Below are 12,161 nucleotides of genomic sequence, written 5' to 3'. Positions count from 1 at the left end.
GATTAGCTTTAATTTGTAAAAAATGTAAAGGTTGCAATTCCTATATTGAACACCCTTTTGTAATTCTTGATTTTAAGTCTTTGACAGGCAACTTTGCAATCTCTTTGCGTGTCTAAAATTAAAAGATGATACTTTAGATAGAAAACTTGTTTTTTATTTGCAAAAGGGAATGATCCCATAAAGAACAGGTTCTCAATTTTCAAGATGTACTTTTTGTGCAAAAAAAGGCGTTTTTTTGAACTTTTTTTATGGAAAAATGGATATAATTGAAAAAGTTCTACTATTTTTGCATTAAGATAGTGTTAGTGTGATGAGTGACAATATAGAGAAAACGATAGATATCGATAATATTCTAAAGAACAAGTTAGGGACAAAAGCAAAATATGTTCCAAGATTTGTTGTGTCTTGGCTTAAACGAATCGTTCACGAAGATGAAGTGAATCGCTATTTATGGGAGAGCCGCCACAAAACTGGCACAGAGTGGTTGACCGAGTGTGTGCACTATTTGGATATGGATCTTCAGATTGTAGGAAAGGAAAATCTCCCAGATAAAAATGATGGTAAACTTTATACGTTTGTATCCAATCATCCTTTAGGTGGGGCAGACGGAGTAGCATTAGGATCTATTATCGGTGAGCATTATGAGGGAAAATTCCGTTATTTAGTCAATGATTTACTGCTTTATCTGCCTGGATTAAAACCTGTAAGTATTGGTATTAATAAAACGGGTAAGAAAGGACGTTCATTCCCTGCTATGGTAGAAGCAGGATTTCAAAGTGATAACCATATGTTGATGTTTCCTGCAGGATTATGTTCACGAAAAATTAATGGTAAGGTTCACGATATTCCTTGGAAGAAGACATTCATCAGTAAGAGTATAGAATATCAGCGCGATATAGTGCCTATCCATTTTGGTGGTCAGAATTCTGAATTCTTTTATAAATTGGCCAATGCATGTAAGGCCTTGCATATCAAGTTTAATATTGCCATGCTATTCTTGGTAGATGAAATGTATAAAAATGTGCATAAATCATTTCGAGTTTCTATAGGTAAGCCTATTCCTTGGCAGACATTTGATAAAAGTAAAACCCCTGCCGAATGGGCACAGTGGGTAGAAGATAAAGTTTATGAATTATAATCAATTTTAGACAGAAGGATCTGTTTATTTTTGATCAAATATATTTAAGAAATGGAAGAAGATATTATTCAGCCGATTGATACGGAACTCCTACTCAAGGAGTTGACTCCGGAAAAGAGACTTCGTACAACCAATAAAAGTCACAATCATATTTATATCGTAACAGCTAATGATTCTCCTAATGTGATGAAGGAGATTGGACGTCTGCGTGAAATTGCTTTTCGTGAAGCAGGTGGAGGTACAGGCAAGTCTATGGATATCGATGAATTTGATCTTGGACCTAATTGTTATAAACAACTAATCGTCTGGAATCCTGAAGCTAATGAAATCATTGGTGGATATCGTTATATTTTAGGAAGAGACTGGCAGTATAATGAAAATGGCCAGCCAATATTGGCAACTAGTCATATGTTTCATTTTTCTGACAAATTTATTAAGGAATATGCTCCTTATACCGTGGAACTAGGTCGTTCTTTCGTGTCACTTGAATATCAGAATGCGCGTAAGAATACAAAGAGTATCTTTGCTTTGGATAATTTGTGGGATGGATTAGGCGCTTTAACTGTAATTTATCCAAATATTAGATATTTCTTTGGAAAAATGACGATGTACCCTTCATATATCCGTGAGGGTAGAGATATGATATTGTATTTCTTAAAAAAACATTTTGAAGATAAGGAAAATCTCGTTATTCCAATTAAGCCTTTGGCGTTAGAAACGTCAGAAGACAAATTGCGTCCTCTCTTTAATGGTAATAATTTTAAGGAGGACTATCGTATTTTGAATCGTCGTATTCGTGAGTTTGGTTATAACATCCCTCCATTGGTCAATGCATATATGAATTTGAGTCCTACCATGAAATTGTTTGGTACAGCTATCAATTATGGTTTTGGTGATGTAGAAGAAACGGGAATTCTAATCTCTGTTAGTGAAATCTTAGAAGAAAAAATAGTAAGACACATTAATAGTTTTATAGAAGAGCATCCTGAGGCACTTAAAATAACAAGTGGAGCCAATAAAATTATTTATAAGGAGAAATGAGTATGAAGAAAATTTTGTATTTGGTAATCATTGCTTTGTTGATGCCTTTAATGGCATCAGCTCAGTCTTCTAACGATGTGATTGATCTTGATTTGGATATTTTGACTGATTCTATCAGTGCTTCTGATTTAGCAAAATTAGGCAATTTGTCAGCTGAAGATAAAGCTTATCGTAGCAAATTTTTAAAAGATTTGAAAACTACAGGACAAAAGATTAATGAGATTTCTGAAGTTTGGTCTCAAGAAACCGCTAAACGTGGATATCCTAAGAAAAAGACGGTCAAGGCTAAAGCTGCTTTGATTGATCACTATATATTCTTGATGAGCACTCAACTTTCAGACGCTCGCCTAAATAGAGTGATTGACAAGAAAAAGGTACAAGATAAAATTTTGTACTGGCAAAATTACCGAACGAATATAGAGAAATTGATGTAATCAATATATAATTTCTATAAATAATTAGTGGTATCCGTCTGCATTATACAATAGGCAGACTGATACCATTAATTTTTTGATATACATCTAAGGCATATACATCGGTCATGCCGCTTATATAGTCTATTATGGCCAATATTCTAGTTTCTAAGTCTTCGCTGTGGATGGAATATTGGCTACTCACTCTTCTTATCAGTTGTTGGGAGTAAAATTTCTGAGGTTCTATTGCTGCATCGATAAATACTTCCATCAATGTTTCCAGTATCTTATAACCTGATAACTCGATATCTAGTACTGGTTTGCTGTGATAAATCTTCTCATGCGATAGCTTTTCGCAATATTGATAAGCTTTTTTCACGGATGGTGTGATGTTTTGAATCAAACTGCCTTCGAAAGTACCATTGAGTATTTCGTCTTCATGTTCGATAAAAGTATTGACGCATTCACCTTCGAGTTTCCCAATTACGCAAGCCCTCATATAAACCACTTGCTCGTTTTCGTCAGTAACCCCTTCATGCTCAATTGTGTCTTGGATATACGCTTTGCCTTCTTCATCGAAGAAATTTAAAAGTGCGTGTCTTGTTTCGTCAAAGCTAATAAGTTTGAGTTTGTGAGAATCTTCTATATCCATAATTTCATAGCAGATATCATCAGCTGCTTCTACGAGATATACGAGTGGGTGACGGGCATATTTCAGAGGTTCGCCTGGTTTACTTTTACAGATGATACCCAATTCATCGGCAATTTTGTGATAGGTTTCTTGTTCTGTTTTAAAGAACCCAAACTTACCATGACTACCAGCAAGACTGCTTGCAAATGGATACTTTACAATACTAGCCAGCATTGAATAAGTCATTGCGAATCCTCCTGGTCTTCTGCCGTTAAACTGATGGGTCAGGAGTCTGAAAGCATTAGCGTTTCCTTCGAAATGGGTGATGTCATCCCAAAATTGTGAGCTGAGTTGACTTTTTAGAATACTTCCCTTTCCTTCAGAAAAGAATGTCTGCATAGCCTTTTCGCCAGAATGTCCAAAAGGAGGATTTCCCATATCGTGTGCCAAGCAAGCAGCACTAACTATAGTACCGATTTCCTCAAATAAAGTGTTGGTTAGTTCTGGGTGTTTTATTTTGAGTCTTCTGCATATATCATTGCCCAAACTCATGCCGAGCGATGATACTTCTAGACTGTGTGTAAGACGGTTATGAACAAAGATACTGCCAGGGAGCGGAAATACCTGTGTCTTGTTTTGCAGTCTTCTGAAAGGTGCAGAATAAATGAGTCGATCATAATCTCTTTTGAATTCTGATCGATCATCATGCCGAAGAGCATGTTTATGCTCTTGACCAAGCCGTTTGTTGGTAATTAGTTGTTGCCAATTCATGTCACAAAAGTAGTTTATTTTTATCTAAATACTAGCATTTTATGTTTAAAAATGCTAGTATGTAAGGATAAATAGCTATTTTTGCAATTAAATCTGTAAAATCACCTATTTATGTTGAAAATTAAAGTTGTTAATACTGGGCATCAGCAATTGCCTGCTTACGCTACAGTGCAAAGTGCAGGTATGGATCTTCGTGCTAATTTGGATGAGGCTGTTGTTTTGCGGCCTATGGAAAGAAAACTTATTCCGACCGGTTTACATATTGCTTTACCTGATGGTTATGAAGCTCAAATTCGTCCTCGCTCAGGTTTGGCTCTAAAGCATGGCATTACCGTGTTGAATTCTCCGGGAACGATTGATGCAGATTATCGTGGTGAAATCATGGTACTATTGATTAATTTCTCGGATCAGGATTTCATTATAAATGATGGAGAGCGTGTTGCTCAAATGGTTATAGCACGTTATGAGCAGAGTGAATTTGATATCGTCAGTTCGTTGGATGAAACAGAACGTGGAACAGGTGGTTATGGCCATACAGGTGTAAAATAATCTTGGTCCATTGTTGGTGGAGATAGTAAAATGTTTAAAGGAAAAAAAATAATATATCAGTTGTTCATAATTGGTTGCTTGAGTTTTATCTTGCTACCATTATTTGCCCGAAAGGTCCAAAAGAGTAATAGTTCCCTTCCGGTTACCGAATTATCAAAAAATGACCAGAAGCGCTATCAATATTTCTTTTTGGAAGCTATGCGTCAGCAGAATGCGGGCAGATATGATGCAGCATTCAGTCTGTTGCAACATGCGCTTGATATTAATCCTAATGCTGCTGAGGCCTATTATTATCAGTCGATGTATTATTCTCAGCTGAAAAATGACTCGTTAGCTTTGGCTTCCTTAGAGAAAGCTTCAGCTTTAAATCCTGATAATTCTACCTATTTAGAACGTATCGCTCAATATTATATTGGTAATCGTAATTACGATTTGGCAATAGAAAAGTATGAAGAATTGAGCCGTAAAAATCCAGAGAGCGCAGAGTATCTTCAATTGCTGTCACAACTATATCAGCAGCAGAAGAAATATGACATGATGATTCAAACAATTAATCGTTTGGAGACTCTTCAGGGTAGTAGTGAGCAGTTTTCTTTAGCAAAAATGAGAGTTTACGAAATGATGAATGACAAAAAGTCTGCTTATCGTGAACTAAAGACGCTTGTAGAGAAGCATCCGCTGGATGCCAACTATAAAATAATGCTTGGTAACTGGCTCATGCAGAATGGCAGAGAAAAAGAAGCTTATAAGAATTTTATGACTGTTCTTCAAGACGAACCGAATAATGCTTATGCACAGTCATCATTATATGATTATTATACTGCAGTTCACGAGGATTCATTAGCAGAAAAACTAATGTTAAATATCCTAGTAAGTCCCAAAATGGACAATGAAACTAAGGCAAGTATGCTCAGATCGGCTATACAGAAAAATGAACAGGAGTCTGGTGATTCAACTAAAATATTTCATTTATTTGATTTAGCCTTGTCTGTTCCTCAAACCAATGGCGACCTTGCAGAGTTGAAAGCTGCCTATATGAGTTTAAAAAAAATGCCTGAAGATTCTCTAAATAAGGCATTGGAGAAGGTTTTGGAGATTGCTCCGGATAATGCAGGTGCTAGAATTCAGATCATTCAGTCATACTGGGCCAAGAAAGACTTTGATAAAGTGATTAGTTTAAGTCAGACTGGTATAGCCTATCGTCCCGACGAAATGGCTTTTTATTATTTCCTTGGTTTGTCTTATTTTCAACAAGATAAGAATGACAATGCGCTTGATGCCTTTAGACGTGGTGTAAGTCAGATTAATTCGCAGAGTAATGCTAATATCGTATCAGACTTCTATGCGATTATGGGTGATATCCTACACCAAAAGGGATTGGCTGATGAGGCTTTTGCTGCTTATGATAGTTGTCTTCAGTGGAAATCTGATAATTATGGGTGCTTAAACAATTATGCTTATTATCTCAGTGTAGAAAATAGAAATCTACAGAAGGCGGAGCAGATGAGCTATAAGACGATAAAGGCAGAGCCTAATAATGTAACTTTTTTGGATACGTATGCTTGGATATTATTTATGGAGCAGCGTTATTCTGAAGCAAAAATATATATTGATCAGGCGATAAAAACTGATTCTGACTCCATACAGAGTGCGGTTATCCTAGAACATGCTGGCGATATTTATTCTATGAATCAATTGCAGGAAGAAGCTGTAAAATTCTGGAAAAAGTCTCTTCATGCAGGAAATGATAGCAAGGCTTTACCTCGTAAAATAAAACAAAAAAAATATATTAAAGAATGAGAATGAAGAAACCATTACTGTTTTTCATGATGGGCATGGTGCTTTTGATGTTGTCTACATCTTGTGTAGCAAAAAAAATGTCCCTCAATTCAGAAACTCGTTTGAAGCAAGATACTTTACATATGCAAGTTGAGTCTGAAAAATCTCAGACACGATCTGTGCGTGAATTGACTTATGCACGTAGGGTATATGATAATCAGGTGTATACGGAAAATATTGTCGGTGGCATGAGTTTTCGCCTCGAGGCGGGTTCAAAAAATATATCTGTTCCTGGAGCTCTTAAACTTCGCAAGAATAAAATGATTCGCATCCAGTTGTTTATTCCAATATTAGGAAGTGAAGTTGGACGCATGGATTTTACACCAGATTATGTGTTAATAGTAGATCGAATTCATAAGCAGTATATTAAGGCTGATTATAATCAGGTAGATTTCTTACAGAAGCAGGGGCTTAATTTTTATTCATTGCAGGCCTTGTTTTGGAATCAGTTGCTAGTGCCAGGTAACACTAAAGTATCTGATTCTGATTTGAAGCGCTTCTCTGTTAGTCTTGATGAGAAGGGTGAATTCATTCCTTTAACATTGAAGAATGGATCAATGACCTATAATTGGAATACAGATAAAACTTCAGCAAAAATCCAAGAAGCTATAATTGCTTTTAAAGATACGAAGTATGGCACTTCTACTTTAAATTGGAAGTATTCTGACTTTAAGAATATCGGTGTGAAACAGTTCCCTGCTTCTCAGATATTTGAATTTGTTACTCATGCAACTCGTAAGGAACAAAAGGTAAAGGTAACTATAAATATGGATGAGTTGGGTACAAGTAGTGATTGGAGTTTGGAAACAGAACTGTCACCCAAATATAAGCAAGTAGATGTCCAGGAAGTACTGGGTCAAATTATGAATATGTAATGAAACGAGTCCTATTAATTGTATTACTAATTTCTTTTTGCTTATTGCCTTATGCTCAGAATAAAAAGCAAAGGAAATTAAATGGTAAGGCTACAACAACAAAGGTAGCAAAATCAAAAATAATAAAAAATACTGTTTATACGAATTCTTCTATCCGTGGATTGCAGAATCAAAGGGCTGCTATTCAGAAAAAAATTCGTGAACAGGAGGCTGAATTGCGTGCTAATAAGGAAAACGTTAAGCAGCGTCTTCAAAATCTTCTAGTGATTAACAGTGAAATCGACCAGAAGCAAAAAAGTATAGATGGTATTCAGAGTGATATTCACCATATAGAAGGTAATATTGGCATTCTTAAAAGTCAGCTCAAAACGTTAGAGCAGCAGTTACAAGACCGTAAGGCCAAGTATATCAAGTCTATGCGATATATGAGCAGACATCATTCTGTTCAAGATAAACTTATGTTTATTTTTAGTGCCAAAAGTTTTGCTCAAATGTATCGCCGTTTCCGTTTTATACGACAATATGCTGCTTTCCAAAAGGCGCAGGGTGATATGGTAAAGGCCAAGCAAGAAGAGGTTACTGGTAAGCATGTTGAACTGGAAAAAGTAAAGGGGCATAAAAACAGCTTGCTTACCGAAAGCAAAAGGGCTCGTACAGAATTGGAGGGTAAAAAGACAGAGCAGCAAGATGTAGTGAAAACACTACAGTCCCAACAAAAAACGATACAGAATATCATAGCAGAGCAACATAAGAAAGATGCTGCATTGAATGCACAAATAGATCGTTTGGTAGCACAAGAAGTGGCAAAAGCACGTGCTCGTGCTGCAGCTGAAGCAAAGAAAAGAGCTGCTGCTGCCGAAGCTGCTAAGCGAAGAGCTGCTGAGTTGGCTAAAAAGAAAGCTGCAGCCGAAGCCGCAGCTCGTGAAAATGCACGACGAATAGCTGAGGCAAAAGCGAGAGAGGCTAAATTGAAAGCAGAGGCCGAGGCCGCTCGTAAGGCTGCCGAAGCTGCCAAACGTGCTCAGGCCGCAGCAGCTGAAGCTAAGAAGATAGCCGCTGCTGAGGCTGCAACTAAGGCAGCCGCTGCTCGAGAAGCTGCAGCGGCTCAGGCTGCTCGTGAAGCTCAAGTGGCTCGAGAAGCAGCTGAGCGTAAAGCGAAAGCTGATGAGGTAAGAACAAAAAAAGAATTAGCTGAAGCTAAAGAAGAGGCTCGTGAGGCTGAATCTTTGTCATCGGTAGACCGTATGATGAATAGTGGATTTGAAGCTAATCGTGGTCGACTTCCTATGCCTATTACAGGTAGCTATCGTATTGTCAGCCATTTTGGTCAACATAGCGTAGATGGCTTAAATGGTGTTACTCTTGATAATAAAGGTATTAATATTATGGGGCATGCAGGGTGTAATGCCAGAGCCATTTATGATGGTGAGGTTTCTGCAGTCTTCGGCTACTCGGGTACATGGGTTGTCATGGTTCGCCACGGGGCGTATATTTCTGTTTATTGTAACTTGAAGTCTGTGGCTGTCCATCGTGGGCAACGGGTTAGTGCAAGACAAGGATTAGGTTCGGTAGGAGCAGATAATATATTGCAGTTTCAGCTCCGTAAAGAAACGGCTAAATTGAATCCTGAAGCTTGGCTAGGTCGATAATATAAAAAAGAGGCTTAAATTTATTAAGATTTAAGCCTCTTTTTTATATTTCTCATGTTATCATGTAATATGAAGAGCTTTAAAAAAATGATATCGATGCATCGAATCCTGGCATAACAATAATTGTCGAATAGTTGCTGACTTTTACAGTATGTAATGGAGATATTTTCAGCAAAGATGCGTAAAGACACATATAACAGAATAATGCAGTATTATCGTATATCAGTATGATGGAGTAATTCAGTATATTGCTTAATTGCATTTCTTATTTCATCGATTTTGATGTATTCATCAGCGGAATGACTTCTACTGCTTTCTCCTGGTCCTAATTTAAAAGAAGGGAAACTCATGAGTGCTTGATCACTTAGTGTTGGAGATCCGAAAGGAGTCATTCCCATAGAAATACACTTTTGAATAATCGGATGTTCTACATCTATTCTTGATGATTTAAGTCGGTAGGAGTGTGCATGGCATTCACTTTTGGTATGTTCATCGATAAAATGAAAAACATCTTCATTATCATAGAATTCGTTGGTTCTAATATCTACGACTAAAGTACATTTATCAGGAATAACATTGTGCTGGGTTCCTGCATTGATTTGGGTAACTGTCATCTTGGTTGGACCAAGGAAAGGACTTACTCTATTAAATTTATAATTCTTAAGCCAAGTTAGATCGTCAATTATTTCATAGATGGCGTTAACGCCTTCGTTTCTAGCAGCGTGCCCACTTTTACCGTGTGCTATAACATCAATAACCATAAGTCCTTTTTCTGCAACTGCAGGTTGCATGCCAGTGGGCTCACCGACAATGGCTAAATCAACAGATGGCAGTAAAGGTAGTGCTCTACTGATGCCATCTTTACCGCTGATTTCCTCTTCTGCAGAAGCTAAATAAATATAGTTGAAACTTTGTGGTTCTTTAGCTAAAAAACGATAGACTTGGAGTAATGAGACGAGTCCACCTCCACAGTCATTGCTTCCAAGGCCATATAGCATACCGTTTTCAAGGATCGGTTCGTATGGATTTTTTGTCCATGTCGCAACAGGTTTAACAGTATCAATATGTGCATTGAGCAGAAGAGTAGGCTTATTAGTATCCCATCCTTCGCTGAGTATCCAAATATTATTACCTTCGCGATGAGGTTTGAAACCGTATTGGATTATTGATTCTTCCAGAGCGTCTGCTGCATCTTTTTCAGTTCTGCTGACAGATGGAATAGCAATGAGCTTTTGTAAAAGTTCGATAGCATCGTTAGTATATAATTCTAGTTCTTTCATATTCCGCAAACTTACATAATTTTTATGATATACAAATAAAAAAAATACCGAAAAAGAAAATTATGGTTGGCAATTTATTTTGTTTTCTTATGAAATTCTTCTATCTTTGCAATAATATAAAACTTTGTTATTATGCAAACGAGATGTCATCTTTCGGTTTTAATTCATGAACAGGCTAAAAAGTATGGTGATAAACCAGCTTTAACTTTCCGTAATTTTGGAAGCCAAAAATGGAAAGATGTTTCCTGGAATCAATTCTCTTTACGAGTAAAACAGGTAAGTAATGCGCTTCTTAATCTTGGGTTAAAACCACAGGATAAAATAGCAGTATTCTCTCAGAATTGTATCCAATATTTGTATACGGATTTTGGTGCTTATGGTGTAAGAGTGATATCTATTCCTTTTTATGCGACAAGCAGTGAACAGCAGATTCAATATATGTTGAATGATAGCGAAATTCGTATTCTTTTTGTTGGAGAACAAGAGCAATATGATAAAGCACATAGAGTGTTCGCTTTATGCCCAACTTTGGAACGCATAGTCATATATGATCCTAGTGTACGTATTAGTTCACATGATCCGAATACTCTTTACTTTGAAGATTTTATCAAATTAGGTGAAAATCTACCGCGCCAGTCTGAAGTGGAAAAACTTTGGAGTGAAGCTTCGGATAAAGATATCTGTAATATCCTCTATACGAGTGGTACTACTGGTGATAGTAAGGGTGTGGTGCTTACATATGAACAGTATAAAGCTGCTTTGGAAGCTAATGCTAAATGTGTACCTGTGAATGAAAATGATAGGGTGATCAATTTCTTGCCATTCACTCATATCTTTGAACGTGGCTGGGCTTATCTGGCTATGTCGAAGGGTGCATTGATGATTATTAATACATATCCGAAGGAAATTCAGGAGAGTATGCGTGAAACCCATCCAACTTGTATGAGTTCTGTGCCTCGTTTTTGGGAAAAGGTCTATATCGCTGTTAAAGCAAAAATGGATTCTGCAAGTGCTATTCAGAAGAAAATATTCCAGGCAGCTTTAGCAGTAGGGCATAAGCGCAATATCGTTTATAAAAGTAAAGGTCATCGTGTGCCTCTTTTGCTGGAATTACAGTATCAGGCTTATAATAAATCTATTTTGGGTTTGGTGCGTAAGCAACTAGGACTAGACCATCCACACATTTTTCCTACAGCAGGGGCTTATGTGTCTCCAGAAGTAGAGGAATTTATTCATTCCATCGGCATTAATATGATAGTGGGATATGGTCTTACTGAAAGTTTGGCTACAGTGTCTTGCGATCATGCAAATGAACCATTTACTATTGGTTCTGTAGGACGACCGATAGATGGAATTCAAATTAAAATCGGTGAGAACGATGAGATTTTATTAAAGGGGCCTACCATTACCCCAGGTTATTATCATCGTGACTCTGTGAATGCCAAATCTTTCGATGAAGAAGGATTCTTCCATACAGGTGACGCTGGCTATCTGAAAAATGGTGAGTTGTTTTTGAAAGAACGCATTAAAGATCTTTTTAAAACTTCTAATGGAAAATATATTGCCCCACAGCAAATAGAAGCATTATTGTTAGTCGATAAATTTGTAGATCAAGTTGTAGTTATTGCAGATCAGCGCAAATTTGTTTCTGCATTGATCGTTCCTGATTTTCGCGTGTTGGAAGAATGGGCACGAGAGCATAAAATAAAAGTTGATTCAAGAGAGTCTCTTTGTTCAAATGAGAAGGTCGTAAAGATGATGTTTGACAGAATTAAAACACTGCAGCAGCAACTTGCTCCTTATGAACAGATTAAGCAATTTACACTACTTGCTCATCATTTCTCAATGGAATCAGGTGAACTGACTAATACTTTAAAGATTAGAAGGTCGGTAATTTATAAGAATTTCAAAGAAATTATAGATAAGATGTATGAGTGTTAATGGGGTGCGCCCATGAATAGATTAAAATAGAATA

The 12,161-nt window shown here is 36.9% G+C and carries 10 protein-coding genes; 8 read left to right on the top strand and 2 right to left on the bottom strand.

Annotated elements, in window-relative coordinates:
* The first annotated feature begins 310 nt into the window (after positions 1 to 310).
* Genes L6471_RS13450 through L6471_RS13440 form a run of 3 tightly spaced genes read left to right on the top strand, consistent with a single transcriptional unit; the run spans position 311 to position 2,613 of the window.
* Positions 311 to 1,138 (top strand): hypothetical protein, encoded by an 828-nt coding sequence (locus tag L6471_RS13450; RefSeq protein ID WP_006281590.1) that lies wholly within the window; start codon positions 311 to 313, stop codon positions 1,136 to 1,138.
* 51 nt (positions 1,139 to 1,189) lie between these two features.
* Positions 1,190 to 2,179 (top strand): GNAT family N-acetyltransferase, encoded by a 990-nt coding sequence (locus tag L6471_RS13445; RefSeq protein ID WP_006281589.1) that lies wholly within the window; start codon positions 1,190 to 1,192, stop codon positions 2,177 to 2,179.
* Between the two features lie 2 nt (positions 2,180 to 2,181).
* Positions 2,182 to 2,613, top strand: a complete 432-nt coding sequence (locus L6471_RS13440) for a hypothetical protein (protein ID WP_006281588.1) — start codon at positions 2,182 to 2,184, stop codon at positions 2,611 to 2,613.
* A gap of 43 nt (positions 2,614 to 2,656) precedes the next feature.
* Here the strand turns inward: L6471_RS13440 and dgt are convergent, their stop codons facing one another.
* Entirely contained in the window at positions 2,657 to 3,994 is a 1,338-nt protein-coding gene (gene dgt / locus L6471_RS13435; protein ID WP_006281587.1) for a dGTP triphosphohydrolase, read from the bottom strand.
* 111 nt (positions 3,995 to 4,105) lie between these two features.
* On the opposite strand from dgt, the gene dut reads away from it, so the two are divergent.
* Genes dut through L6471_RS13415 form a run of 4 tightly spaced genes read left to right on the top strand, consistent with a single transcriptional unit; the run spans position 4,106 to position 8,906 of the window.
* Positions 4,106 to 4,543 carry a dUTP diphosphatase gene (dut, locus tag L6471_RS13430; RefSeq protein ID WP_006281586.1) on the top strand — a complete coding sequence of 146 codons (438 nt, stop codon included), beginning with the start codon at positions 4,106 to 4,108 and terminating at the stop codon, positions 4,541 to 4,543.
* A gap of 30 nt (positions 4,544 to 4,573) precedes the next feature.
* Positions 4,574 to 6,343, top strand: coding sequence for a tetratricopeptide repeat protein (locus L6471_RS13425; protein WP_094448246.1), 1,770 nt, complete (start codon positions 4,574 to 4,576; stop codon positions 6,341 to 6,343).
* A 2-nt stretch (positions 6,344 to 6,345) separates the two neighbouring features.
* On the top strand, positions 6,346 to 7,257 hold the full coding sequence (locus L6471_RS13420; protein ID WP_179226450.1) for a DUF4292 domain-containing protein: 912 nt from the start codon (positions 6,346 to 6,348) through the stop codon (positions 7,255 to 7,257).
* Entirely contained in the window at positions 7,257 to 8,906 is a 1,650-nt protein-coding gene (locus L6471_RS13415) for a murein hydrolase activator EnvC family protein (protein WP_237797444.1), read from the top strand. Before L6471_RS13420 ends, L6471_RS13415 begins: the two co-directional genes overlap by 1 nt.
* Positions 8,907 to 9,118: 212 nt before the next feature.
* Here L6471_RS13415 and L6471_RS13410 read toward each other — a convergent pair whose 3' ends face one another.
* A complete protein-coding gene (locus L6471_RS13410; RefSeq protein WP_237797443.1) occupies positions 9,119 to 10,186 on the bottom strand; it encodes a M20 family metallo-hydrolase in 1,068 nt (355 codons plus the stop codon).
* Between the two features lie 132 nt (positions 10,187 to 10,318).
* Here L6471_RS13410 and L6471_RS13405 point away from each other — a divergent pair, with 132 nt between their 5' ends.
* Positions 10,319 to 12,127, top strand: a complete 1,809-nt coding sequence (locus tag L6471_RS13405) for an AMP-dependent synthetase/ligase (RefSeq protein WP_237797442.1) — start codon at positions 10,319 to 10,321, stop codon at positions 12,125 to 12,127.
* Positions 12,128 to 12,161: the final 34 nt, after the last annotated feature.

It is taken from the genome of Segatella bryantii (assembly GCF_022024215.1).
Lineage (GTDB): Bacteria > Bacteroidota > Bacteroidia > Bacteroidales > Bacteroidaceae > Prevotella > Prevotella bryantii.
Note: the sequence above shows the minus strand (reverse complement) of the source record. Positions and strands in the feature narration are given on the sequence as shown.